28 protein-coding genes and 1 tRNA gene are annotated in these 23729 nt (G+C 53.7%); 14 read left to right on the forward strand and 15 right to left on the reverse strand.

The features are described 5' to 3' along the window. Nucleotides 1-52 precede the first annotated feature (52 nt). Genes BR04_RS15285 through BR04_RS15335 form a run of 11 tightly spaced genes read left to right on the forward strand, consistent with a single transcriptional unit; the run spans nt 53 to nt 3272 of the window. Nucleotides 53-238: a hypothetical protein gene (locus tag BR04_RS15285; RefSeq protein WP_496356892.1), complete on the forward strand. Its 186-nt coding sequence runs from the start codon at nt 53-55 to the stop codon at nt 236-238. Next, nucleotides 235-474: a hypothetical protein gene (locus BR04_RS15290; RefSeq protein WP_496356893.1), complete on the forward strand. Its 240-nt coding sequence runs from the start codon at nt 235-237 to the stop codon at nt 472-474. The genes BR04_RS15285 and BR04_RS15290 overlap by 4 nt, the downstream gene beginning before the upstream one ends. Beyond that, nucleotides 471-617, forward strand: a complete 147-nt coding sequence (locus BR04_RS15295; RefSeq protein WP_496356894.1) for a hypothetical protein — start codon at nt 471-473, stop codon at nt 615-617. The genes BR04_RS15290 and BR04_RS15295 overlap by 4 nt, the downstream gene beginning before the upstream one ends. Nucleotides 618-626: 9 nt before the next feature. Continuing rightward, nucleotides 627-761, forward strand: a complete 135-nt coding sequence (locus BR04_RS15300; RefSeq protein ID WP_496356401.1) for a hypothetical protein — start codon at nt 627-629, stop codon at nt 759-761. Nucleotides 762-774: 13 nt separating this feature from the next. Next, nucleotides 775-1389, forward strand: coding sequence for a DUF5906 domain-containing protein (locus tag BR04_RS15305; protein ID WP_496356895.1), 615 nt, complete (start codon nt 775-777; stop codon nt 1387-1389). Between the two features lie 37 nt (nt 1390-1426). Continuing rightward, nucleotides 1427-1678 carry a hypothetical protein gene (locus BR04_RS15310; RefSeq protein WP_496356896.1) on the forward strand — a complete coding sequence of 84 codons (252 nt, stop codon included), beginning with the start codon at nt 1427-1429 and terminating at the stop codon, nt 1676-1678. 54 nt (nt 1679-1732) lie between these two features. Then, nucleotides 1733-1915 carry a hypothetical protein gene (locus BR04_RS15315; protein WP_496356897.1) on the forward strand — a complete coding sequence of 61 codons (183 nt, stop codon included), beginning with the start codon at nt 1733-1735 and terminating at the stop codon, nt 1913-1915. A 41-nt stretch (nt 1916-1956) separates the two neighbouring features. Then, complete coding sequence (locus BR04_RS15320) at nt 1957-2298, forward strand: DUF4258 domain-containing protein (protein WP_496356898.1); 342 nt, start codon at nt 1957-1959, stop codon at nt 2296-2298. Nucleotides 2299-2307: 9 nt separating this feature from the next. Continuing rightward, on the forward strand, nt 2308-2649 hold the full coding sequence (locus tag BR04_RS15325) for a MerR family transcriptional regulator (RefSeq protein WP_496356899.1): 342 nt from the start codon (nt 2308-2310) through the stop codon (nt 2647-2649). A gap of 15 nt (nt 2650-2664) precedes the next feature. Then, nucleotides 2665-3018: a DUF4326 domain-containing protein gene (locus BR04_RS15330; RefSeq protein ID WP_496356918.1), complete on the forward strand. Its 354-nt coding sequence runs from the start codon at nt 2665-2667 to the stop codon at nt 3016-3018. A gap of 11 nt (nt 3019-3029) precedes the next feature. Further along, nucleotides 3030-3272, forward strand: coding sequence for a helix-turn-helix transcriptional regulator (locus tag BR04_RS15335; RefSeq protein ID WP_496356900.1), 243 nt, complete (start codon nt 3030-3032; stop codon nt 3270-3272). Here BR04_RS15335 and BR04_RS15340 read toward each other — a convergent pair. The 6 genes from BR04_RS15340 to hisB form a co-directional block, all read right to left on the reverse strand. Next, nucleotides 3257-4510: a tyrosine-type recombinase/integrase gene (locus BR04_RS15340; protein ID WP_496356901.1), complete on the reverse strand. Its 1254-nt coding sequence runs from the start codon at nt 4508-4510 to the stop codon at nt 3257-3259. The two genes, BR04_RS15335 and BR04_RS15340, sit on opposite strands and share 16 nt — an antisense overlap. Nucleotides 4511-4734: 224 nt before the next feature. Next, a tRNA-Ile gene (locus BR04_RS15345) sits at nt 4735-4811 on the reverse strand. Nucleotides 4812-4895: 84 nt separating this feature from the next. Then, entirely contained in the window at nt 4896-6767 is a 1872-nt protein-coding gene (rpoD, locus tag BR04_RS15350) for an RNA polymerase sigma factor RpoD (protein WP_496356902.1), read from the reverse strand. After that, on the reverse strand, nt 6764-8548 hold the full coding sequence (gene dnaG / locus BR04_RS15355) for a DNA primase (protein ID WP_496356903.1): 1785 nt from the start codon (nt 8546-8548) through the stop codon (nt 6764-6766). Before dnaG ends, rpoD begins: the two co-directional genes overlap by 4 nt. Nucleotides 8549-8775: 227 nt before the next feature. Continuing rightward, nucleotides 8776-9513 carry a 1-(5-phosphoribosyl)-5-[(5-phosphoribosylamino)methylideneamino]imidazole-4-carboxamide isomerase gene (gene hisA / locus BR04_RS15360; protein ID WP_496356904.1) on the reverse strand — a complete coding sequence of 246 codons (738 nt, stop codon included), beginning with the start codon at nt 9511-9513 and terminating at the stop codon, nt 8776-8778. 101 nt (nt 9514-9614) lie between these two features. After that, nucleotides 9615-10202 (reverse strand): imidazoleglycerol-phosphate dehydratase HisB, encoded by a 588-nt coding sequence (hisB, locus tag BR04_RS15365; protein ID WP_496356905.1) that lies wholly within the window; start codon nt 10200-10202, stop codon nt 9615-9617. 200 nt (nt 10203-10402) lie between these two features. On the opposite strand from hisB, the gene BR04_RS15370 reads away from it, so the two are divergent. After that, entirely contained in the window at nt 10403-11020 is a 618-nt protein-coding gene (locus BR04_RS15370) for a putative metalloprotease CJM1_0395 family protein (protein ID WP_496356906.1), read from the forward strand. Between the two features lie 24 nt (nt 11021-11044). On the opposite strand, the gene BR04_RS15375 is transcribed toward BR04_RS15370, so the two are convergent. The 3 genes from BR04_RS15375 to BR04_RS15385 all read right to left on the reverse strand — a co-directional run bounded on the left by BR04_RS15375 (nt 11045) and on the right by BR04_RS15385 (nt 15824). Next, on the reverse strand, nt 11045-13336 hold the full coding sequence (locus BR04_RS15375; RefSeq protein WP_496356907.1) for a dynamin family protein: 2292 nt from the start codon (nt 13334-13336) through the stop codon (nt 11045-11047). Nucleotides 13337-13524: 188 nt separating this feature from the next. Then, complete coding sequence (locus BR04_RS15380) at nt 13525-14085, reverse strand: YqgE/AlgH family protein (RefSeq protein ID WP_496356908.1); 561 nt, start codon at nt 14083-14085, stop codon at nt 13525-13527. A gap of 20 nt (nt 14086-14105) precedes the next feature. Next, entirely contained in the window at nt 14106-15824 is a 1719-nt protein-coding gene (locus tag BR04_RS15385) for a methyl-accepting chemotaxis protein (RefSeq protein WP_496356909.1), read from the reverse strand. A gap of 239 nt (nt 15825-16063) precedes the next feature. Between BR04_RS15385 and gspF the strand changes: the two genes are divergently transcribed. After that, the gene (gene gspF / locus BR04_RS15390; protein WP_496356910.1) at nt 16064-17284 is read left to right on the forward strand and encodes a type II secretion system inner membrane protein GspF; all 1221 of its coding nucleotides are present in this window, start codon (nt 16064-16066) and stop codon (nt 17282-17284) included. 40 nt (nt 17285-17324) lie between these two features. Here the strand turns inward: gspF and BR04_RS15395 are convergent, their stop codons facing one another. Then, on the reverse strand, nt 17325-17987 hold the full coding sequence (locus BR04_RS15395) for a potassium channel family protein (RefSeq protein WP_496356911.1): 663 nt from the start codon (nt 17985-17987) through the stop codon (nt 17325-17327). Nucleotides 17988-17994: 7 nt separating this feature from the next. Further along, nucleotides 17995-19389, reverse strand: a complete 1395-nt coding sequence (locus tag BR04_RS15400; protein WP_496356912.1) for a TrkH family potassium uptake protein — start codon at nt 19387-19389, stop codon at nt 17995-17997. 297 nt (nt 19390-19686) lie between these two features. On the opposite strand from BR04_RS15400, the gene BR04_RS15405 reads away from it, so the two are divergent. Next, on the forward strand, nt 19687-19959 hold the full coding sequence (locus BR04_RS15405; protein ID WP_496356913.1) for a hypothetical protein: 273 nt from the start codon (nt 19687-19689) through the stop codon (nt 19957-19959). 74 nt (nt 19960-20033) lie between these two features. Here BR04_RS15405 and BR04_RS15410 read toward each other — a convergent pair whose 3' ends face one another. The 4 genes from BR04_RS15410 to BR04_RS15425 form a co-directional block, all read right to left on the reverse strand. After that, on the reverse strand, nt 20034-20336 hold the full coding sequence (locus tag BR04_RS15410; protein ID WP_496356914.1) for a Dabb family protein: 303 nt from the start codon (nt 20334-20336) through the stop codon (nt 20034-20036). Between the two features lie 406 nt (nt 20337-20742). After that, entirely contained in the window at nt 20743-22197 is a 1455-nt protein-coding gene (locus BR04_RS15415; RefSeq protein ID WP_496356915.1) for a sigma-54-dependent transcriptional regulator, read from the reverse strand. A 37-nt stretch (nt 22198-22234) separates the two neighbouring features. After that, on the reverse strand, nt 22235-23308 hold the full coding sequence (locus tag BR04_RS15420; protein WP_496356916.1) for an RNA-guided endonuclease InsQ/TnpB family protein: 1074 nt from the start codon (nt 23306-23308) through the stop codon (nt 22235-22237). After that, the coding region (locus BR04_RS15425; RefSeq protein WP_496356917.1) for an IS607 family transposase at nt 23220-23729 on the reverse strand (510 nt) is incomplete at its 5' end. The genes BR04_RS15425 and BR04_RS15420, both read right to left, overlap by 89 nt.

Below are 23729 nucleotides of genomic sequence, written 5' to 3' on the forward strand. Positions count from 1 at the left end.
GGCGGCCACCGTACAAGGGCTGAAAACAACACAAAGCGAAGGGAGTATAGCCATGATGAAAGAAGAGTGCAATTCCCAAAACATCCGCCTGGGCTTCACGGGCAGGGGCAACCGACAGCAGACCCGCGCCCTCCTCAGCCGTGCGGCGAAAGAGCATCGCACCGTGGGCGACCTTGCCCGGCATCTGGCCAATGTGAAAGCCATGGAGCAGACGCTTCTGGAAGGAGGCAAACCATGAGGATCTATTACGAACAGAGAGACTGCTTCCTGGAGGCCACGCCCCAGGCCCTTATTCTCCGGGAGGCCCGCATGGGCCTCACCATCCACGCCTTTCCGCCAACATGGACACCGGATCTCGTCTGGGAAGCCCTGTCCCTCGCAAATCAGGCATATGACCATGGCTTTAACGTCGGCCAGAGAGCGCTGGCTCTGCATATAAAATCTGAGGAACAGAGACAAAGGGAGACATCATGAACGAACTGACGCAACAGGAGATCCGGGCCATTGATATGTTTCTGGCCGAAAACTGGGAGAGCTTTGAGGAAACCGCCAGTCAGTATCTCTCCCCCGGTGAGATTGAAGCCCTGGGGGAAAAACTACAAAAACTGACAGAGTGAGGGGGAGGTATGAAAACAGACGCGCTTGAAATGCTGTCCCGCAGCTATGAGCAGTGTGGCAAGGCCCTGGAGAGGGCCAGACAGGATGCTGAAAAGAGAAAACTGATCCGGGAGCAGGTTTTCCGGAAAACACACCAGAAATAAGGAGGCCATCATCATGATTCAACAGGCTCAGACCGCACCCCAGACCGCCCTTTTCCCTCCAGAAACCGGATGCCCCACATGGCTGCGTTTTCTCGAAGACGGCATTCAGGATGCCGCCGTCATTCAAACCCTTCGGGAATGGATGTCCGCATGTCTGGGAAATGGCCCCAATGGAAAAGCCCTGTACCTCCATGGCCCTTCACGCAGCGGCAAAAGCACTCTGATTTCCATACTGATGGAACTCGCCGGAACCGAAAATGCCGTATTCATAGATTTTCATCGCATCCACAGCCGGTTTGAGCGCACCCGTATCCGGGGCAAAAAGCTGGCCATCAGTATCGGCGGACTGTCTTTTTTGGGCACCTTTTATTTTAAGTCCATTCTGAACGGAGAAACCATTTTCGGAGCTTTCAAACATCAGAAGCCCTTTGAGTTCAGGCCGATATGCAGTCTGGTTTTTTGCCACGACAAAGAACCGAATTTTGAAAGACTCGGCGAGGGCTGCCGCAGGCGGATGCTGGTCGTGCCGTTCCGGGGATCCTTCACCGGAGACCGGAAAGAGACACACCTCAAAAACGCTCTGATGAAAGAACTTCCTGCAATCCGGGCCTGGGTGGAAACGGCTTAGGGCAAAAGTTCACAATCATCACAGAGGAGAAGTGCACATGAGTCCGATATCCGATGTCTATCTTTCAGCCACCTGGAGAAATACAACCACTTTCAACTCCGAAACCGGGCATATCGGGCTTGGCTTTGATCTGGCTGACGGCGATGTTTTCAGAATTTCCATCGATGAAAACCATGCCCGCCATTTGGTTAAAACAATTCTGGATCAACTGCCACTCCCATCTGTCGATGTTCTTCGGGAGGCCCTCACTGAAATCCGGGCTTTATGGATGGAGATCCCAGAAAGATAAATCCCCTGGAACGGAGAATTTCTTCTGACTGTCCCATCCAGGATAACCCGTTGAATGACAGAACACATCATCCGCAGCCAGTTCAGGCCGATGATAAAAACCCAGCCTGTTATTGCCCAGCCACAGAGAAAAACCGTCTCTGTCCGGTTTGATGTAAAAAATGCCAATGCGGGTTTTACAGCTCCAGTACATGGCAGGCACCTTTGTTGTGATGGTTATTGTTTGCTGCAAAAATAAAAATACAGCTTCATAAAAAAACCAAGCCCGAAGGAGGTCCCATGCTCGTCTCCCTCACCGAACACGCCGAACGCCGTATGCGGGAACGCAACCTCGGCCTGCCCCATCTCCTGGCCGTCCTGTCCTCAGGCGTGACCATGCCCAACCGGGAAGGCCGGATACTGCACAGGCTGGATGATTTCTGCGTAATCTCCTGCCCCGGCAGCCGCGCCCTGCACATCATCACCTTTTACCAGCTGCGGAACCGCAAGGCAGAAAAACCCCGGCGAGCCATGGCCATGGCCCGCACCAAAACGGAGGCCAGAAAAAGCGGACTCCGGGATCCCAATCTGAAACGCCGCCTTAAAGCCGGACACATCGACAGCCTCTGGCGGGCGGCATAGGAGGCACTCATGCAAAGCATCAGGGAGGTGTCCCGCAGCCTTAAAATCGCGGCAGAGGATGCGGCGGATATCCACGAGGCCACAACCCTTACGGGATGGCATCCGGCCACGCTGAACAAAAAAGCGGCCCGGAAAGAACTTCAGAGCTGCCGGACAGCCGGAGGCCACAGACTTTTTTCACGCAAGGAACTTCTGAAGATCAAAGAGACGAACGACAGGGCCAGATTCCGGACAACAGTCCGGCGCCAGGGCCGGAAAAAATGCGCCTGCTGCGGCAGACAACCCGTGGGGCCGGGCCTCAGAATGCTGTGCCTTAGCTGCTATACGGGGGCAGATGACAGAAAGGAGTGAGGTGTGAAATGTGGAATGGGATGGAATCATGGAAACTCTGGACTGGATGCGCCTCGCCGTATCCAGCGGCAAAGATCAAAAGGATGGAGAATGCCACCAAATACAGTGAGTGTCTGCCGTCCTGGGAAATTCGGCAACCCCTTTAAGGTGACAGAAAACCGCAGCCATGCCCAGGCCGTGGCCGCTTTCCGAACCTGGCTGACTATTGAGAACTGTACGGCTGGCATGTCTGAACAAAAGCAGCGTATCCTGGAAAGCCTGCACGAACTGCGTGGGAAGAACCTGGCATGCTATTGCAAGGAAGGCTCGCCATGCCATGCGGATGTGCTGCTTGAACTGGCAAACGACCAGACCGATAACCGCTATTAAGGAGAGGAAGCATGTACCTGACAAAAAAAGAACTGGCTTCCCGGCTGGGTGTATCCATCGGCACAATATATACCATGCGCAAAAAGGGAATCCTCCCCCAGCCAGTCCAGTGGGGCCCCAACACCCTCCGATGGTCGGAGAAGGAGATAGAGCAGTTTGAGGAACAGATGCTGGCAGCCCGGCCCAAAGTCATCCCTCAGCCCTGCCTCCCTCCGGGAAGACCCCGGAAAGACAGGCTTCAGGCCCTCCACTGACTCCAGGGATCGTCCGCCCCCTGCTCCGGAGCGGATGCCGCCACAGGCGCATCCAGCTTCCGGAGGCCCTCCAGCCAGTCTGCCCACGCCTGCATCATCTCCCGCCGCTGATCCATAAAGGTCGTCCGGTTGTAAGCCCTGCCCAGCGCATCCTTTACCCGATGCCCCAGCTGCATTTCCACAATCTCCACAGGATAATTCAGCGTCTCCACAAGATGGGTTCGTGCCACAGCCCGCCACCCGTGGGATGTCATCCGCCCCCTGTACCCAAGGGAATCCAGCGCCCCCTTGATGGCAGTATTGGACAGGCTCCTGCCCTTCCCCCTCAGACCCGGAAACACATATTCACTCTCATCCGTGAGCGGCCGGACCTCGGCCAGAATCTGCATGGCCTGCCTGGAAAGCGGCGTGATCATCTGGGTTTCCGTCTTGCTGGATGTCCAGACCCACTGCGCCCGCACCGGGTCGATATCAGACCAGCGCATCCCCAGCATCTCACCGGGCCGACTGAATATCAGAGGCAGCAGCAGGGCTGCGGATCTCACAATCACTGTGCCGGAGTACCCGTCCAGCGACCGCAGCAGCGCCCCCAGCTCGTGCATATCTATGATGGCGGGAAAATGCTCTGTCCTGTATGCCGGGAGCATGCCGGATAAATCCCGGGTGGGATCACGCTCCGCCCTGCCCAGGGATATCCCGTACCTGAAAATCAGAGAAATAACGGATTTAACCCGGTGGCCGGTTTCCACATTCCCCATGTCACATATTTTTTTAAGGAGATCCAGAATGACAGGCGGTGTGATGTCATCGGGCCTGAGCCTGCCGATATGGGGAAAAACCATCCGCTTCAGGCGGGAGAGGTTCCGGGCGGCATGGGCCTCCACCACCTGAGCGGCATGCACTCCGTTGTACCAGTCCATGGCCAGCGCCTCAAAGGTCTGCCTGCTGCCCACGGTACCTCCGGGTGTTTTTTTATGATCGACAGGGAGTGTGCCTCTGGCCACCTGTCCCCTCACCTCACCCGCCATCAGCCGGGCATCTTTCAGAGACAGAACCGGAAACCGCCCAAGGGTGTGCATGAGCTGCTTCCCCTGATATGTATACCGCAGCTTCCATGCCTTCACGCCGCTGGGTTCCACCTGAAGAAACAATCCGTCACCGTCGGACAGGCGGTACCGCTTCTGCTCCGGCGCAGCCTTCTCGCAGTCCAGTGTGCTCAGTCGCTTTTTTACGGCCATGGCAGCCTCCGGCTTAATTTAGTACCCGAGTTGGATTTGAATTAGTACCAGTACCCGAGATGAAATTCGGATACTAACTGGGTACTAAAAAAAACCCTGCTTTGCAATGTTTGCCCTTGTTTTGCTTTGTACGGGTTTAAACACCATTTTTTGCCGAAAGCCGCTTCGTTACTGGAAAATCAGGCACAAAAAAAGCTCCCTTTCGGGAGCTTTTTCTTAAATTCTGGTGGGCCCACCTGGATTCGAACCAGGGACCGACCGGTTATGAGCCGGTGGCTCTACCAAGCTGAGCTATAGGCCCTCAAAAACAACCTGTACTTCCTAGCCCCTTGCCCTTTTTTTGTCAAGAAAAGGCTTTATAGAAAATCATAAAACAGATCTTCAATCAATATTCAATAAAACTTTTAAGCTTTTTACTACGGGTGGGATGCCGGAGTTTCCGCAAAGCCTTGGCTTCGATCTGCCGAATACGCTCACGGGTAACCGCAAAGTCCTTCCCCACTTCCTCCAGGGTATGATCCGCCTTTTCTCCGATGCCAAAACGCATCCGAAGCACCTTTTCTTCTCTGGGAGTCAGAGTGGCGAGAACCTTTCTTGTCTGCTCTGAAAGGTTGAGGTTAATCGCTGCATCCGAAGGCAGCATAAATTTTTTGTCCTCAATAAAATCACCAAGATGACTATCTTCCTCTTCACCAATGGGCGTTTCAAGGGAAATAGGCTCCCTTGCAATTTTCAATACACGCCGCACCTTGTCCAGAGGGATCTCCATCTTCTCTGCTATCTCTTCAGGACTGGGTTCACGACCCAGCTCCTGTACCAGATAGCGGGAAGTCCGGATCAGCTTGTTGATGGTCTCAATCATATGCACAGGAATACGGATGGTTCTTGCCTGATCGGCAATGGCCCGGGTAATGGCCTGACGGATCCACCAGGTGGCATAGGTGCTGAATTTATACCCTCTGCGATATTCAAATTTGTCCACAGCCTTCATGAGGCCGATATTGCCTTCCTGAATCAGATCCAGGAACTGCAACCCCCGGTTGGTATATTTTTTGGCAATACTCACCACAAGACGCAGGTTGGCACGAACCAGCTCACTTTTGGCTTTCTTGGCACACTCCCGGCCTTCGTCCACACTGGCAATCACCTTTTTCAGGGAACGAATATTGGCCTTCAGATCGTATTCACGGGACTCGATCTGTTCCTGAAGATGCCTCAAATCCGCAAAAACCCGCTTCATGGTTGCCAGAGGATAGTCCGTACGTTCACGAAACCAGGCCAGAAACACCTCTTCATCCTGAAGACGCGCCCGCAGATCCGTGATGGTGGTATCAAAGGTCTCCGCACTTTGTACCATGAGTTTACCCATAACCTCAAACCAACTGATATGATAGCGTATTTTCTTTTCGATACGATCTGTGACACTGCTCTCCAGACGCCAATCCTTGATATATTCAAAAATTTTTTCATTGCGTTTGGCAATAACCCTGCGGTGTTTTCTTTTTTCCTCATAATCCATGGCAGGATCAAAAATTCGTTCCCGAAGCTCGGCATTCTCCGCATGAAGAACTTTCATTTCCTGTACGACAGACAAAAATTCACTGATCTGTCGATTTTCATCCATGAGGGTATCCCCCTCATCAATATCCCGCAGCACATGCTTGGGCCTTAAATTGCCCGCAGCAATACTGTCCGCAAGATCAATCAGGGTATCTACGGCGATCCCCATCTCCAGCATAGCCTTGAGAATTTCCTGCTCGCCATGCTCAATTTTTTTAGCAATGTCAATCTCTCCCTCCCGACTCAGGAGGGTTACCATCCCCATCTCCCGCAGATACATTTTCACAGGATCGGTTACGGAACCAAAATCAACCTCCGACTCTTCCGAATTAAAGGCCTTGACAGGACTTTTGCTTTCCCCTTCAGTCTCTTCTTCGGAAACAATCTCATCCTCATCTCCCGGCTCATCCTCTTCTTCCTCATCATCCGGACGATCCAGAAGATCCTCGGCGTCTGCGGCGTCTTCTTCCCTGACCTTGACCTTGGGAAGCTCCGAAGCCTTCACCATCCTGACGCCCAATTCCCCCAGCGTCACAAAAACCGCATCCATCTGCTCGCCTGTCACGGTATCGGACAAGACATCATGTACTTCCTCATAGGTAAGATAGCCTCGCACCTTACCCAGCTCAAGGAGAGCCTTGAACTCTTTTTTCTGTGCAGCACGGTTTTTTTTATCGCCATTGGACGATTGGGTCATTGGGTATGCCTCCTAGGGGTCGCCAAGCGGGACAGCCCGATTTTTGCCGCTTCCCGGGCTTGCTCTTGTTTCTGTTCAAGCAAAGCCATGAGGCGGGCCTGATCCTTACCCGCTTCCGCAGCTTTGATGCGGTCCATAAGACCGGAATTTCCCTGGGCCTGCTGCCGCAGGCGCAGAAATTGTGATATCAGAAGATCCGCGTTCTCCGCATTCCATGCGGATTCCTGAAAACGAAGTCCGGAAAGCCTGCGCTGCACCTCCAGATCTTCCAGAATATCCGGATCATTGAGACAAAAATCCTTTGCATTTCCATGTTTAAAAATCGACTGGACAATGCGTTTTAAAACAGGATCGGAAAAAAACTCTTCCGGATTCAAAGCTCCCAGCGGCTCCCGGCTTTGGGGGACGGACAGCAGCAGGGATACAAGGGCTTCCTCCATACGGAGATTTTCCGGAACGCTCACCACGCCTCCCCTGCTTTCCTTCTGGGGTAGAGGACGCTTTTCCAAACGATCCCGCACAGCCTTTGCATCCATATCCAGACCATCGGCCAGCTCCCGCAGATAGACATCCCGGGTAATAGCGTCTCCCATGCCATCGAAAAGGGGAAGAAGGGATTCCAGGGTTTTAATCCGACCCGCAGGATCCCTTCCCCAGCGTTGCAGGGAAGCACGGATAAGAAAGGAAAAAAGAGGTTCCGCCTGTGAAACCCCTTCCAGAAAAAATTCCCGGCCTGAACTCCGTACCAGGGTATCCGGATCCTCTCCCTGAGGCAGCAGAAAAACCCGAACATCCATGTTCATGGATAAAAGCAGAGGTGCTGCCCGTTCAGCGGCCCGAAAACCCGCAGCATCTCCGTCAAAAACGAGAACAACACGATCCGCATAGCCTCTGAGCAACTGCACCTGCTCACGGGTCAGAGCCGTCCCCAGACCTGCAACCGTATCTTCTATTCCCTGCTGGTGCAGGGAAATTACATCAAAATACCCTTCCACCACATGTACAACCCGGCTTTTCCGAATTGCGTGGCGGGCCTGATGCAGGCCATAGAGAGACCGGGCCTTGTGATACACAGCCGTTTCCGGAGAATTCAGGTATTTGGGATTTTCATCTCCAAGAATCCTGCCCCCAAAACCAATGATCCTTCCCTGAATATCCTGGATAGGAAACATGATACGGTTTCGGAAGCGATCATAGCATCGGCCCTGCTGGCTTCGGACAGCAAGTCCAGCCCTTTCAAGAGCTGCGGAATGAAAGCCTTTTTTTCCCATGTAGTCCGCAAGATGCGACCAGCCTTCAGGAATGAATCCAAGGCCAAAATGATCAATGGAATCCTTCGAAATCCCCCTTTTTTCAAGATATTGCCGTGCAGGCTCTCCCAGAGGACTCTTCAGCAGACCATGGCGGAAAACCCCCAAGGCCACCCGGTTGGCTTCCAGAATTTCATCCCTTTCCCTGGTTTTGTTCCCATCATCGTCCTGATTTTCAGCCAGAACAAGTCCGTAACGATCCGCCAGACTCTTCACAGCCTCTGGAAAGGAAAGGGCTTCACTCTGCATGACAAAGGAAAAAACATCCCCTCCCGCACCACAACCGAAACAATGGTACATCTGTCTTTCGGGATCGACTGAAAAGGAAGGGGATTTTTCCGTATGAAAGGGACAAAGCCCAACCAGACGCCTTCCGGAACGCTTCAGGGTGATGCGTTCGGAAACAATCTGAGCAATGTCCGCGAGACTTCGGAGTGTCGCAATATTTTCTTCCGTAATCCTTGTGCCCAAGACGGCCCTCTTCCGTATAATGCGTCAAAAGCCGGACTTTACCCAACGGACGAAAAGCACACCCCCTGACAGAAGGGTAACCCGCAAAAGTTAACCTGTTTTGTCTTTCTGTCAAGAAAAAGAACACGATAAAAAATAGAAAGCCCCACACCCGTCCGGATCTTCCGGAAGCGGAAGCCCCGTTTAGCCCTATAAATCCGAAAAATTTCTGTCCAATTAAAAAAACATCATACAGCAGACATACCGGCAAAAAGGGTATTGGCTTCAGCAATCGTGAGTGTTCCTTCATAAAGAGCACGCCCACTGATCACAGCCTCTACCCCGCAGGCTTCCAGGGGGAGGAGCACTTCAAGATCTTTCAGGGTGGAAACCCCTCCCGATGCGATAACGGGAATGGAAACAGCCTCCGCCAGGGCACGGGTGGCCTCTGTATTGACTCCCCCATGGGTACCATCCCGTGCAATGTCCGTAAAAATGATGGCCGCCACTCCTGCGCCCTCAAAACGGCGGGCAAGCTCCACGGTGGTTGTTTCCGTGGTTTCTGTCCAGCCATCCACAGCCACCCTGCCCTCCCTGGCATCAATTCCCACAACAATGCGACCGGGCCAGGCCGCACAGGCAGACCGCACAAGATCCGGATCCCGAAGCGCCGCTGTGCCCAGAATGACCCGATCCACCCCAATGCTGAGGTAATGGGAAATGGTCTCCATGGAACGGATTCCCCCTCCCACCTGAACCGGAACGGAAACCGCTGCCACAATGCTTTCAATCAAAGCAAGATTTCTCGGTTTCTGTTCCACAGCCCCGTCAAGATCGACAAGATGAATCCTCAAGGCACCTTCCGCCTCCCACTGGCGGGCCTGGGCCACAGGATCCTGAGAAAAAACCGTTTCCGCATCCATCTGCCCCTGAAAAAGACGCACACAGCGTCCGTTTTTAATATCTACTGCGGGAATGAGTATCATGCACACCCTTTCTGAAAGCATGGCAAAAACATTACAAAACCTTTTTTACAAATCGGCAGGAGAGTGCCATTTCCACGTACCTGTCTGCCACCGCTTATTCATTACAGCAGGCCCTTTGTGGAAGGTACACCCGACACCCTGGGATCCAGACGCACAGCCCTGTCCAGTGCCCTGCCAAGGGCTTTGAACATGGCCTCCACAATATGATGACTGTTTTCTCCATAGGGCACATCAATGTGCAGGGTCATCCCCGAACGCACGGCAAAGGCCCGGAAAAATTCCTTGGCAAGGTAGGGGTCAAAGGGACCGGGGGAACGAATGGGATCCGGCAGAAGGCAGACCAGAAAAGGACGGTTAGAAAGATCCAGAGACAATCGGCACAGGGTCTCATCCATGGGCAGCACAAAATCGCCATACCGTACCAGCCCCTTACGGTCTCCCAGAGCCATGGCAAGGGTATCTCCCAACACAATTCCCACATCCTCCACGGTATGATGCCAATCAATCTCTATATCTCCCCTGCAGTGCACTTCCAGATCAAAACAACCATGCACGGCAAAAAGAGTCAGCATATGATCAAAAAAAGGGATACCCGTCACAATATCCGCCCTGCCCTGCCCATCCAGATTCCAGGAGATACGGATTTCCGTCTCTCCGGTCTTTCTTCCCACTACAGCCTTCCGTTCCATACCGCTTCCTCCATCATCGCCAAAAGGAGCCGAGTCTTATAACAAAAAGCCCCGTACAGGTCAATTTTTATACCCAAAAGCATCCCAGATCCGCAGCATCAAGGATTTACAAAAGCGTAAAACATCCTTATGATTTATGCGGTATATCTTAGAGTTTGAAGGTTATGCAAACCTTCCCCATCCCGACACCGGAGACGGTCATGGAAATCAACACCGCCATCCACATACAACCGGGCAGCTATACCGGGCCGCGGATTCAAAAAGGGGAAACCACACCAGGACAGACTCAACCCGCAGCACCGGTTGCCCCCCCCCCGGAAACCGCAGGTACGGAAGACGAGGACACACGCGCCTCATCTGCCAGGGTTCGTCTCAATCCTTCCCAGCTGCGCATGATTTCCGAACTCAAAAGCCGGGATCAGGAAGTGCGCACCCATGAGCAGGCCCATGTGGCCGCAGGCGGTGGGCATGTTAACGGTGGTATCCGCTATGTTTATCAGAAGGGACCGGATGGACAGATGTACGCCATTGGCGGTGAGGTTTCCATTGATGTCTCTCCCGTTCCCGGAGATCCGGAAGCCACGGCACATAAAATGGATCAGGTACGGCGTGCCGCTCTGGCTCCTGCCGATCCCTCCCCTCAGGATCGCAATGTGGCATCCAGGGCCACCATGCTTCGCAGTGACGCCCTTCAGGAAATCGCCCTCATGCAGATGGAAGCCCGAAGGGAAACTATGGGCGTTTCCGCCTCCGACGGAGAAGGCCCCTATGCCCCTCCAAAAGCCGAAAAGGGAAACCTTTTCAGCGTTCGGGCTTAAATCTCACCCTGCCCCTGAGTAAGGCTATCCCATCGCACTACGCATTTTTCCCATGTCCTCCTGAAGCCTCACCAGTTCTCTATCCAGCACCAGAAGACCTTCCAGCATGTCACGGATAAGCGTCAGCCTTTCTTCCCTGAAGCCCCCCCTGCGAGCCGCTGTCTGATCCAAAAATGCCATTTCAGTTACGCAGGTACTGAAGCGGGCATTCAGCTCGGCCTGCACCGCCAGAGCCATCACGGAAGAAAGTTTCAGGATATACTGAAACTTGATATTTTCCCGGTAGTCCACCATATGCGTCAAGACCTGCTTTTCCGTCTCCCTGCAAATCCGCCTCAGACTGGCTGCAAGGGCCTTCGCCCCCTCTCTGCCCGGCAGGACGCCCCCCTCATCCTCTTGTTTTTTCTTGAAAAAAAGACCCTTCACCCAGCTTTTAAAGCTGTAAAAACCAAAGCGCATGTGGCCTTCCGTACGCACCTTGATATTGTACCGGGTGATGGCATGGGCCGGGGGCAGATGCAGGCCTGCGCGCTCGGCCTGAACCCGTGGCTGCACCTGGGAAAGACCCGTATCCAGAGAAGAGGGAAGATCCAGAGAAACGCCCATCCCCTTCAGGCCATGGCAGTATTCTTCCAGCACCTCCTCCACCATGGCGGCATAGGGCCGCGCCACCTCCGCATAATGGATCTGCATATAGTCTTCAAGTTCCCGAACAAAACGCACAATTTCAGGATTCACCCGATCCGTCATATGGGTGTCCAGTGCCTGCCTGAAATCCTGAAAAGCATGGTACAGCGCCATGGAAAAGCCTGATTTTTCAATCATTTCTACATAGCCATCCATATCAGGCCTGTATTCCCGGATAAAAGCCAGAATACCGGGCAGAATCTCCCCTGTTCCACCATCAAAAAAGCGATCTGTTCTGCTTTTCAGTTCCTTTTCCAGAGCCGCATAGGAACCGTCCAGGGTGTTCCGGATAAGCCCCTGAACCTGGGAGACCCGCTGATGCCGGGAGCGTACCTCTTCGAGAATAGACCTTGCCTGTTCCTGATCTCCGCCAAGAAGATCCCTGTCCATGCGAAAACGGTTGGCCATGGAAGCAGCGATCTGACGCAGTCTGGCCGTCTGGTTGAAAAGCAGCAGCCTGGCCCGATCCTGGGTCATGCGAAGATTCAGGGCCTCGTCAAAAGCACCAAAGGCTCTGCGACTCTCCGCTGTCATGGCAGGATCGGCTTCCCACTGGGCAAGACGCAGACGTTCCTTTTCCGGCAGGGTTCCTTCCACTCCCAGGGTTTGCAGAAGCCGGTACAGAGCCGAAAATACATGGACACGGGCTCCCGGACACAAAAGCCCCAGCTCGGATTCCACTTTACGGGTAACCCGCAGTACATCCGCATCGTTCTCATGCTCGCCAAAATCCGTATTCAGCACAAAAATCACAGAATCGAGAATCCCCATCTTGCGGATCATGTTCAGAAAACGGAGATCCGCCTGCCGCAGTCCCGTACGGCTGCTGACCACGTATATGATGAGGTGGGTCTTGAAAAGATACTCCTGAACCTGGGCAATATGCAGAGGATTGGGGGCATCACTGCCCTGGCAGTCGGCAAGCTCAATGCCATCGGGCATACGGGCCGTATCCATGGTGATGAGAATGTCCCGGACATAGGCCGCCCGAATTTCATCGGCCACAAAAAGCTGGTAATCCGCAAAGCAGGTACCCGTAAAAACGGCTTCCGGCGTATCACTTGTGATATAGGATCTTACGGATTCATACCCTTCTAGGTAGGAATACAGATAAACGCTGTGGATATTCCGGGCGTCTTCGGTGACGAGCTGGTCTGTACCCAGGGTTTTCAGGGCAGCGGCAAGGTCTTCCCTGTCCCTGTCTCTCCGGATGTCAAAACGGGCATCGACCTGACGCCACCCCGACGCAGGAAAAAGCGCCAGAGCCCCCTCAATGTCCGCATTGACCTCATCCCAGTTTTTAAAACGGACACGGGCAGCCTGGCTCTCTCCCCTGCGCACACGGGTCACGATGGATGTGACCACGCCCGCCCCTCTTTTCAGAAGATCTCCCCCCATCCAGGCATTAATCAGGGTGCTTTTTCCTGACTTGATGGCACCCACAACGGCAACACGGAGGGTTTCCTCCCTGAGCTGCCGGAGAATTTCACGAATATCGCCAGACCAGAGACTTCCGTTTTCCGCAGGGTTTTCCTCCCTGCCGCCATTTTCCGCATACTGTTTTCCAAGATCCAGGAGCTTTTCTCCCAGAACCGAAAGCCCCTCTTTCCAGATCCGATAATTTTCCATTTTCCGCTACACCTTAAAATTCCTGATACAAATCCTGAAAACTCTGACAAACGCTGCTGTCGTAATCCCAGAATCCGGGGGGCTGCCCCGCCCCCCCTGGCAAGCCCTTGCGATTTTTCCAGAGCGTGTGAATACAAGTAAGTCCCAACACCTCCCCTTCGAAAGGAGGCCAGTACCATCTCATGCCCTCAGGCGTTACCGCCTTCAAAGGCCAGAAATTCCGGACGGATTCCCATGTGTAAAAGAGCCTCCTCCCAACACCGTTCCGCAGGACAGGAAAGCAGAAGCTCCGCAGGCAGCGCATTCACCAGCCAGGTGTTCTCACAGATCTCATTTTCAAGCTGACCGGGACTCCAGCCGGAACACCCCAGCATCATCCTGTAAGCCTCAGGCCCTTGCCCGCCAGCGATGGCTTCCACGATATCCCGTGAAAAACTCAACCCCACAGAAGGCGTAATGACAAGGCAGCTCTTCCAGTCAAAGGGAGGCCCGTGAAGAACGAAAAGGCCATCTTCCCGCACCGGGCCACCGCAAAAAATGGGATTGTCTGATCTTCCATGACCTGAGGGAAGTCCGATGGAACGCAGAACATCGCCTTCGGAAACGGAAGGGAAGGGATTGTTTACCACAAGCCCGAAACTCCCTGCCCCATCATGGACAGCCATGCAGACCACAGCCCTGGAGAACCAGGGGTCTTCCAGTCTGGGCATGGCAATCAGACATTTTCCGACAAAAGGGTTGCTGCTCACAGAAAACCACCTCTCCCGCATCAGGTACGGAATTTCTGAACCTGCTCCTGAACCTCTCCCATCTGCTTCTGCATGGCTGCCGCCTGCGCATTCAGGCTGCGCGAACTCTGTACCACATCATCCGTCGATTTGTGTACTTCAGCGATATCCTTTGCAATCTCCGCAGCAGCAATGGAAGCCTCGGAGACATTGTGATTCATCTCCTGTATCCCCTGGGAGGCCTGGAGTACATTGTCCGCGATCTCCTTTGTGGTGTTGCTCTGCTCTTCCACAGCTGTGGCAATGGACACCACAATGGCATTGACATCCTGTATCACAGAAAGAATGGCACCGATACGTTCCACCGTTGCATTGGTGGACTGCTGGATACCATCAATCCTGTCCCGGATCTCATTCGTCGCCGTTCCCGTCTGGCGGGCAAGCTCCTTGATCTCGTTGGCCACAACGGCAAAGCCCTTCCCCGCATCCCCCGCCCTGGCGGCTTCGATGGTGGCGTTCAAGGCCAGAAGATTGGTCTGCTCTGAAATATTGTTAATTGTTTCAGTCACCTGCCCCACTTCTCTTGCTGCTTTACCCAGGGCCGTCATCTGGTGGGATGCCTGCTCTGCCTGGGCTACGGCATCTTCCGTAATGAAACGGGCTCTTTCGGAATTTCGGGCAATCTCATTGATGGTTTCCGTCATCTGCTCCGCAGCCTGAGCGACCATGGAAACATTGGTGGTTGTCTCCTCCACGGCTGCGGCAACGGAATGCATGTTGCTGCTCATTTCCTCACTGGCGGCAGCCACGGAATTGGCCCTGGAAGCATTTTCCTCCGCATTGTCATAAAGCACTCCGGCAATGCGCCCCAGATCCCGGGTACTGGCCGTCAACTGCTGTCCGGCCTTTCCGATATTGCCCATCATGGCCCTCAGTTCTCCGGACATACCGTTCATGGCCTGGATCATACGACCAAACTCATCGCCGGAGGCATAGGGTACATGGCGGGTCAGATCACCGGAAGCCACCGTCTGAATCAGAGATTCGGAAAGGGAAAGGGGGTGCAGCACATTGCGCCGTATCTGCCACCATCCGAGGCCAATCACCACAATGAGAATGCCCAGTACCCAGAGAGCTACGGAAATCTTGGCTTGGGCCACAGCCCTGTGTGCACCTTCCAGGGAAGAAATAATTTCAAAAGCACCATGCACCTCTCCCACACGCCAGCCCTCCCGGATACCGCCCACGGGATCCCGGCTGCCCCTGGGATCACCATGACAGGGCATACATTCCGCCGTCAGGGTAATGGCTTTGAAATACCGCACCTGATCCTCTTCAAAAACCACCTTTTCCCTGAGACTGCCCGAAGCCAGTTCCCGCAGCACCGCCTCCTCCACGGCATCGGGAGTATTGGCCGGATTTCTGGGACTGATCTTGGGCGCACGGAACCGGTATCCCGCCTCATGCGCATTGAGGGCCGCCATATTGAGGGCCGTAATGACAGGGACGGCCTCCATGATCTGACTGCGATCCAGCTCTTCATAGGGCTGGAGCACTTTCATTTCAAGCTTTTTGGCCATTTCGCTACGGGCCGCCTCTGCCATGAGCACAATGGCCCGGCTTTTTTCCAGAATGCTGTCCTCCGCACCCTGACGAATGTCCTCGACCCGCATCATGGCAAGGATCATGGCGACCACCAGCGGCCCGCAGGCCACAATGGCCAGAATTTTCCAGCGCACACTCAGATCCTGAAATTTCATGGGCCGTTCTCCTTTTATAAGGAATCTTTTGGGAAGGAAAAGTGGGGTCTAGCGACAAGAAAGAAGCGAAACGGATTTTTTTTTCAGCTCTGCAAATCTTGAAACTTTATACGTCAAAGCACTTCTCTTGCAAAGCAGGAAAACAAAAAAACAACGGCTTTCTTGACAAGCCCCTGCACAGATGTTTTCTACTGTGAGGAACAAAAAACGCCCTCTTCCATCAGAACTGTGAGAACCCCATGCCTGTTTTTGAATACACAGCCCTGGATCCCAGGGGTAAACGCTGCAAGGGCGTCATTGATGCCGACAATATGCAGATGGCCCGTGCCAGACTGCGGGAACGCAAACTTTTTCCCACACATCTGGGAGAAGCGCGAACCCAGGATCAGAGCCGCAAGGAAAGCCTCTCCTTCCTTAGCACGCGCCGTCTCCGGCCAAAGGACGTCAGCCTCATCACCCGGCAGCTGGCCACACTGATGGGTGCGGGCTTTCCCCTGGTGGGTGCCTTGGGGTCGGTCATCAGCCAGACCCGTTCTACCCCGATCAAACGCACCCTTTCCAGAATCAAGGATGCGGTGGAGGGGGGGGCGGGGTTTGCCGACGCCCTGGCCGCAGAATCCGGCACCTTTTCACCCATCTACATCAATATGGTGCGTTCCGGAGAAAGTTCCGGAACCCTGGAACTGGTGCTGGAAAGGCTCGCTGATCTTCTCGAAAATCAGGAAAACCTCAAATCCCGCATCCGTTCCGCCCTGGCCTATCCCATTGTCATGGCCATCTTTGGCGGGCTGGTTCTCTTTGGGCTCATGACCTTCATTGTTCCGGGGCTTGTAGCCATTTTTTCCGACATGCAGCAGGAACTCCCGCTGCCGACACGCATCCTGCTTGCTGGCAGCGATTTTCTGAAAAGCACCTGGTGGATTCTGCTTCCTGCTCTGTTTTCCCTGCCCTTTCTTTACCGTCGGGCCAAGCAGTCTCCAGGTCTTGGCCTTCGGATTGACGCATGCATCATGCACCTTCCCATTGCAGGCAGCCTCAGCACAAAGCTGGCCGTCACCCGCTGCTGCCGTACTCTGGCGTCTCTTCTGGCCAACGGCGTTCCCATCCTCTCAGCCCTGGCCATTGTGGAAAATGTGGTGGACAACAAGGTTCTGGCAAAAAGTATTGCCCAGGCGGCAAAGGCTGTGGAGCGGGGCGATGGGCTGGCAGCTTCCCTCGCTGCCGGGAAGGGGTTTCCGGATATGGCCCTGCAGATGATACAGATCGGGGAACGCAGTGGCAGTCTGGAGGCCATGCTGGAGAAGGTGGCGGACATCTACCAGAACGAGAGTCAGAACGCGGTGACAGCGCTGACTTCCATGCTGGAACCGCTTGTCATTCTGGTGATGGGGATCAGCGTGGGCCTCATTGTACTGGCCATCTGCCTGCCTATCTTTGAAATGAACCAGCTGATCCGCTGAGCCGTGCAGAAACACAGACCTTGTCCGAATTGCCCTGCCCTTATTCGGGATGACTCTTACGAAGTTTCTCAATGGCCCGGTTAGGGCCAAGAATGATGAGAACATCTTCCTTCTTCAGTGTATAATCCGCTTTTGGAATCATATTGAGCCGTCCGGGAAAAATCTCCTGAATCGCCACAACCTGTATGCCAAAACGGTTGATCAGGTTGATGTCCTTTAAGGATTTTCCAACAAAAGCCATGGGGGTTGTGAGCTGAACAATGGCGTGATCCTCGGCGAAGGGCAAAAAATCCAGCATATTGGGTGCATGGAGACGCTCTGCCAGATGGATTGCCTGATCTTTTTCCGGAAACAGAACCTCGGTGGCACCGATTTTTTCCAGAACACGGCCATGGGGTTCACTGTGAGCCTTTGCGTAAACGGTCTTGCATCCGATTTCCTTAAGGTTGAGGGTGGCAAGAATGGACTCGCTGAGAACGGATCCCATGCAGACAATGGCCGCATCCACGGTACGCAGCCCCATGGACTCAAGGGCCCGTGGATCCGTGGCATCCGCAATGATGGCCTGACTGACCAGATCCCGTATTTCCTGAATCAGGGCAGGATCCCTGTCAATGGCAATGACCTCATGGCCCTTGCTGTAAAGACGGGTGGCAAGGTAAAAACCAAAACTTCCCAGTCCGATAATGGCAAACTGTTTCATGGGATTCCTATCCGATCATGATGGGTTCTTCAGCATGGCGGAAACGACTGTCACTTTTACGGCTGATGGCAACGGCAAGGACAAGGGGACCGACCCTTCCTATGAACATGAGAAAGATGAGAATCCATTTTCCGGCTATGGAAAGGGTGGGGGTGAGACCTGTGGAAAGGCCTACGGTGCCAAAGGCGCTGGTGGCTTCAAAGGCGATTTCAAGAAAAATCCCCTTGCTCTGGGGATGGGGCAGGGCATGGGTTTCTGTGATCAAAAGCCCCATGATGGCAAGACTGATGATCAGAAGACTGAGAAGAAAAACGCTCATGGCGCGGGTGATGCTGGTTTCGGGAATGGTGCGGGAAAAAATATGGGGTCTTTCCCGGCCCTGAAGACGGGCCAGCCCCAGAAGAAAAAGCGTGCTGGCTGTGGTGGTCTTGACCCCTCCCCCGCAGGAACCGGGACTGGCACCGATAAACATGAAAATGAGGCAGGCAAAGAGGGTGACGGAGGTCATCTGTTCAAAGGCAAGGGTGTTAAAGCCTGCTGTACGCAGGGTTACGGATTGAAAAAACGCGGCCATAAGGCGCTGTCCCCAGCCCATACCCGCAAGGGTGTTCCGGGACTCCATCATAAGAAAAAGCAGGGTTCCGGATACCAGAAGAATCAGGGTTGCACTGAACACCAGCCGGGTATGCAGGCTGAGGCGTGAAAAAAGTCTGCGTTTGCTCCGGCCATGCTCCCCGATTTCCGCAAGAGCCAGAAAGCCAAAACCACCGGCAATAATGAGAACTGCCACAATGAGGTTTACGGCAACATCACTCCTGTAGGAAACAAGGTTATCCGGAAACAGGGCAAAACCGGCATTGCAGAAAGCACTGATGCTATGGAAAACGGCCTGCCCCAGGGCTTCGGAAGGGGGCATATCCCAGAGAAAACGGATAAAAAGCCCCAGGGCACCCAGGGCTTCCACGACAAAGGTAAGCCGCATTACATCGCTAACAATACGGCCAGGACTTTTGTCCGTTCCGTGGGTAAAGGTATCCTGAAGAAGATTGCGATCCCGCATACCGGGTTTACGGCCTGCTGCCATCAGAATAAGGGTGGAGAGGGTCATGGTGCCCACACCGCCGATCTGAATGAGAACCAGAATGATTCCCCTCCCCAGAGGCGTAAAGGTTCCCGCCGTATCCAGAACCGTAAGCCCTGTGACACAGGTTGCCGATGTGGCTGTAAAAAAAACATCTGTCCAGGAAAGACAGTCTGAAAAGCTGGCCCCGGGCAGTTTAAGCAGCAGGGTACCCGCAAGGATGGTGAACAAGAAGCTGACTACCGGGATACGGGAGGGAGTCTGAAAAAAAATTCGAACGTGCGTCTGCAAGGATTTTTGCTGATGGTGCAGTAAAAACATTGGTATCCCTGGCCTGTTATGGATGCAAAAGGGGGACAGCTTCCAAGCGCAGCAAGACCTTTTTGCGCAATTTCGGGGGGATTGTCACGGGAGGATCAGCAATTGTCAAGTACAGAATGGGAAAAGTACAAGGAACACACTTGACGCAGAAAATAAAGAGGGTATAAATTTTTTGCCCATGACACTGCTGAATGAAAACGAAACCATTTTACTCTTTAAGACATAAATGGGTCACTTACTTTTTTGTTCAGCTCCTGTTCACCATCACGTTCCAGAAACAATCACGGAGGCTTACCCATGAAGTACCTGTTTTATGTCACCCTTGCCGCATCCGCCCTGATGTTCACCGCCTGCACCCCAGAAAAAACCACACCGGAAAGCGTCGCCCAGAAACATGTGGCGGCTCAGGTTGTTGCAGGGGAAGGTCTGAAGACCGACACCACCGGTCTGACCTTTACCGTTATCGAAACCATCGACAACACAGCGATTGTGGAAGTCGGAGGCACCGTTGCCGTACAGGGCCAGGTCAAGGCCGTTAAAAATGCCAAAGGCCAGTGGGAAATCCAGTAAAAACACAACAGGGCAGAACGGCATTGCATCCGTTTTGCCCTGTACCCCTGCCTCCTGATCCAACGCCAGACATTCTACAGCGTATAGTCCACCACCCGCCGTTCTTCAAGAATTCCCTGCAAAAAAGCCACCACTTTCTGATGTTCCGGATGCTGCACATACCGGGTAAAAGCCGCCTCATCATCAAATGCCGTGAGAAGGGAAAGATGACTGCTGTGTGCCGTTTGCAGCAGATCCACCCCCACTTCCAGAACCCGAAGTTCTTCGATTTTATCCGGCAGGGCTTCCAGCATTTGTTTCAGATCCGCAATGTTTTCCTCAAGACCAAGACCCCTGGCATTTTCCTTTAAGCGGAACAGCACAATATGTTTGAACATGAAAGTCTCCTTTTTTTAAGGATCGTTACGGATAATAAGGTCTGGTAAGAAAGACCAGCACCGGGCAGAAAATGGATGTTTTCAGTGGAAGAGAATTTCCGACGGATCGGAAAGAGGACGGTGGAGGGCTGTGGTGGAAAGAACGTACGGCTAGGGAAGGCTGCCCGGTTCGCTGGTTTTCCGCCGCCCCTGAAGGCGGCGTCCCTCTGGGACACAGGCAATTATTGCAACATACATGCCAAAGAATCCAAAAACCCGAAATCCCACCATACAGGCACTCTTCTCCCCTTTCTCCGGACATCTCCTGAAAAAATCTGTCCGTTTTCCGGAAAAAAAACGGACAGTCCGGAAAAATGGATGACAAATCCGTATCTCTTTTGCACGGCCTGCTTCAAAATTGCACAGCCTATTTCAAAGAACGCCCGTACTTTTTCAAAAGCGCGTAAAAATGGGATTTGGAAAGTCCCGAAATCAGCATCATGTCCTGGGGACTGCCCCCGGTTTTCTCCATGAGGGCATCCAGATAACGGGCTTCCATCTCCGCCTTGAAATCCTTGAGGCTGGGAAAATCCTCCATCCGATGCGGCAAGGGAGACGGCAGGGCTGCCCCCCCCTCTCTCCCGGAAGCCACGGAAAGACTCTGAGCAGAAAAATCCTCTTCCGGCTCCATACGCCCTTCCTTCAAACTGGCCCGCATCACCCGAATCCTCACCTCCCTCGGCAGATCCATGGCATACAGGGTCTGGTTCTCACCTGAGGTCACAAAAGCCACTTCCAGGACATTGAAAAGTTCCCGCACATTGCCCGGCCAGGAGTCGGCACAGAGAACCTCCAGAAAATCCTGGGCCAGCTCCTTGGGGTGAAGTCCATTCTGATCACAGAATTTCCGGATCTGCTGACAGGCCAGAGCCCTGATATCCTCCGCCCCCCTTTCCCGCAGGGCCGGAAGCCGTAGGGAAATGGTCCAGAGCCGGAACAGCAGATCCTGACGAAAAGTCCCCCTGTCCACCATATCCTGGAGATTGCGGTGGGTAGCCGCGATAAGCCGGAAATCCGAGGTCACTTCCTTTGTCTCCCCCACGGGACGGAAACGTCTTTCCTGCAAGACCCGTAAAAAGGATTTCTGGATGGAAAGGGGCATGTCCCCCACCTCATCGAGAAAAAGGGTACCGCCATCGGCCAGCTTCACAAGCCCCGTGCGGTCACTGTCCGCACCAGTAAAGGCGCCCTTTTTATGACCGAACAGGGTGGATTCCAGAAGGGTTTCCGTGATGGAGGCACAGTCCACCACCACAAACTCCCCCTTTGACCGGCGGCTGTTCTGGTGAATGGTTCTGGCAAAAAGCTCCTTACCCGTGCCGGTCTCTCCCGTAATCAGTACCCGGGAATCACTGCGCGCCGCCTGCGCCAGAAGCCCGTAACATTCCTTCATGGCCGGGCCTTCACCCACCACAGCGGAAAGATTCAGAGGTTCCGGCTCCCTTGCCTGCTGCTTTTCCGCTCTGTAGCGGAGAACCCTGTCCAGACTGAGGCGGGTCTGCTTCACGGAAAAGGGCTTGACCAGATAATCCCAGACCCCTGCGGCGATGGCCAGCTCCGCCCCGTCCGGATCTCCGAGACCCGTGAGAATGATCACCTCAGGACTGCCCTCCGATGCCCGGATGCGGGGAATGGCATCCAGACCGTTACCATCGGGAAGACGCACATCCAGAAACACAACTTCCACAGACCTCTGCCCCAAAAAGGCCAGCCCCTCCCGCAGCGTATGGGCCGCATGGCAGTCATAGTCCATTCTCCGGATCAGACTCGCCATGGTGTCACAGAAATCCACATCATCATCAATCACAAGAATACTGACCATGGACTGTCCGATCCTTTTTTCTTAATGTTCGCTAACATTAACTGTACACCGTTACCGGTGTGGACGAATCTGTCAAAGCTTTCAGCAGAACATTGAAAGCGCCTGTTACGTCCCGGTCTGCCCAAGACCCGTTGAGCAGCGGAATACGTTTTGCGCCACCTATATTCCGGATTTCTCCGGTTTGCGGGTGGGTTTTGCTGGTGTACTCTTCCGTGACATCCAGAACCGTCTTTCCGCGCTGGGATGCTTTCCATTTCAGGAACAACTTGAAGCGGTAATGGGCAAAGGTCAGCATGGAACGTACGGTTTTGGAGCGGATTTTTCGCCTGGCCTTTGAAGCCATGTCCTTTGTTTCAAAGGTCGGGAGAAGGATGCAGTCGAAATTGTCCGTCAGGAAACGGGCTGTTTTGTGATGCAGCTCGTCAATGAGGTTTTTGATTTTCTGCTGCATCCTGCGGATGGCCTTTGTCAGACTGCGTTTCTTCTGGCTGTTGTTTGAGAGGCTGCGTTTTGAGAACAGCTTGTCCAGGTGAAAGCACAGCCTCTGGATTCTGCCAAGGTCTCCTTCTCCGATTTTTCCGGAGAAATCGGGAGAGTAAAAGGCCATGAAGGTTCGGACTCCGGGGTCTAGGGCAACAACACGTCCTTGGTTCTCGGATTGCGCTGTGCTGCACTTGTGCGGAGTCGAAAGCCACCAGGCGTTGAACCGCCAGATCAGGCGGGAGTCCATGGGGTTTTCTGGAAGGGGTTCTGTGAAACGAAGTCCTTTTCCGGAGATTTTTGGGTAAATACCCTTGCCGGAAAGAGCGGATTTCGGAATGAAGCAGGATTGTTCCGGTGCTTTCCGGAAGCGGAATTTCGGCTCCCGGTTGGCTGCTGCCCAGAAGGCTCCGCAGGCTTCTTTCACGGCCATGCCCTTGATCTGAAAGGGGACGACATCGCACCAGACTGGGAGTTGTTTGAGCAGGTCTTTTTTGACATCCATCCAGGAGGGCGTGAAGTTCACGCAGGACTTCAGGTAGTCAAAGGTCTTGTTGAAGACATAGCGGCTCGCATCCGTCCAGCTCTTGAAGAGCTTCTTCTGTTCCGGGGATGGCTGGATCTTCTGCAATCTGGCTTCGGTATTTTCGGAGTCCGGGCATCCGGCAGGCGAAAACGTGCAGGATGGCAAGAAGATCCTGAGTAAGTTCCTGCTCGGGTGAGAGCTGAGTTTCGTCAAGAACCACGACTTCACCGCCGCCCGAACGGATAATCCACTCGATGAGATCGAATCCAAATCGGCATAGTCGGTCACGGTGGGCAGATACAACTGTGAGCTTATCTCCCCGCATTGCGCGTTCCAGAAGGGAACGCAGACCTTTTCGTTTGAAATTGATTCCGCTTCCGATGTCTTTGATGATTTCCGCTTCGGGGTATTTTTTCTGCATGAACTCGACCTGTCTTTGCAGATCGTCTTTTTGTTTCGGGCTGGAGACCCGGCAGTAACAGATGGTTTCATGCTTTTCTCCTTCCCCGACAAAACCCCTGACATC

It is taken from the genome of Desulfobotulus sapovorans DSM 2055 (assembly GCF_059569355.1).

Excerpts from the sequence above, each read along its gene's own strand:
- BR04_RS15285 (WP_496356892.1), top strand. The coding sequence starts at position 53 with ATGATGAAAGAAGAGTGCAATTCCCAAAACATCCGCCTGGGCTTCACG.
- BR04_RS15290 (WP_496356893.1), top strand. The coding sequence starts at position 235 with ATGAGGATCTATTACGAACAGAGAGACTGCTTCCTGGAGGCCACGCCC.
- BR04_RS15295 (WP_496356894.1), top strand. The coding sequence starts at position 471 with ATGAACGAACTGACGCAACAGGAGATCCGGGCCATTGATATGTTTCTG.
- BR04_RS15300 (WP_496356401.1), top strand. The coding sequence starts at position 627 with ATGAAAACAGACGCGCTTGAAATGCTGTCCCGCAGCTATGAGCAGTGT.
- BR04_RS15305 (WP_496356895.1), top strand. The coding sequence starts at position 775 with ATGATTCAACAGGCTCAGACCGCACCCCAGACCGCCCTTTTCCCTCCA.
- BR04_RS15310 (WP_496356896.1), top strand. The coding sequence starts at position 1,427 with ATGAGTCCGATATCCGATGTCTATCTTTCAGCCACCTGGAGAAATACA.
- BR04_RS15315 (WP_496356897.1), top strand. The coding sequence starts at position 1,733 with ATGACAGAACACATCATCCGCAGCCAGTTCAGGCCGATGATAAAAACC.
- BR04_RS15320 (WP_496356898.1), top strand. The coding sequence starts at position 1,957 with ATGCTCGTCTCCCTCACCGAACACGCCGAACGCCGTATGCGGGAACGC.
- BR04_RS15325 (WP_496356899.1), top strand. The coding sequence starts at position 2,308 with ATGCAAAGCATCAGGGAGGTGTCCCGCAGCCTTAAAATCGCGGCAGAG.
- BR04_RS15330 (WP_496356918.1), top strand. The coding sequence starts at position 2,665 with ATGGGATGGAATCATGGAAACTCTGGACTGGATGCGCCTCGCCGTATC.
- BR04_RS15335 (WP_496356900.1), top strand. The coding sequence starts at position 3,030 with ATGTACCTGACAAAAAAAGAACTGGCTTCCCGGCTGGGTGTATCCATC.
- BR04_RS15340 (WP_496356901.1), bottom strand. The coding sequence starts at position 4,510 with ATGGCCGTAAAAAAGCGACTGAGCACACTGGACTGCGAGAAGGCTGCG.
- rpoD (WP_496356902.1), bottom strand. The coding sequence starts at position 6,767 with ATGACCCAATCGTCCAATGGCGATAAAAAAAACCGTGCTGCACAGAAA.
- hisA (WP_496356904.1), bottom strand. The coding sequence starts at position 9,513 with ATGATACTCATTCCCGCAGTAGATATTAAAAACGGACGCTGTGTGCGT.
- hisB (WP_496356905.1), bottom strand. The coding sequence starts at position 10,202 with ATGGAACGGAAGGCTGTAGTGGGAAGAAAGACCGGAGAGACGGAAATC.
- BR04_RS15370 (WP_496356906.1), top strand. The coding sequence starts at position 10,403 with ATGGAAATCAACACCGCCATCCACATACAACCGGGCAGCTATACCGGG.
- BR04_RS15375 (WP_496356907.1), bottom strand. The coding sequence starts at position 13,336 with ATGGAAAATTATCGGATCTGGAAAGAGGGGCTTTCGGTTCTGGGAGAA.
- BR04_RS15385 (WP_496356909.1), bottom strand. The coding sequence starts at position 15,824 with ATGAAATTTCAGGATCTGAGTGTGCGCTGGAAAATTCTGGCCATTGTG.
- gspF (WP_496356910.1), top strand. The coding sequence starts at position 16,064 with ATGCCTGTTTTTGAATACACAGCCCTGGATCCCAGGGGTAAACGCTGC.
- BR04_RS15395 (WP_496356911.1), bottom strand. The coding sequence starts at position 17,987 with ATGAAACAGTTTGCCATTATCGGACTGGGAAGTTTTGGTTTTTACCTT.
- BR04_RS15400 (WP_496356912.1), bottom strand. The coding sequence starts at position 19,389 with ATGTTTTTACTGCACCATCAGCAAAAATCCTTGCAGACGCACGTTCGA.
- BR04_RS15405 (WP_496356913.1), top strand. The coding sequence starts at position 19,687 with ATGAAGTACCTGTTTTATGTCACCCTTGCCGCATCCGCCCTGATGTTC.
- BR04_RS15410 (WP_496356914.1), bottom strand. The coding sequence starts at position 20,336 with ATGTTCAAACATATTGTGCTGTTCCGCTTAAAGGAAAATGCCAGGGGT.
- BR04_RS15415 (WP_496356915.1), bottom strand. The coding sequence starts at position 22,197 with ATGGTCAGTATTCTTGTGATTGATGATGATGTGGATTTCTGTGACACC.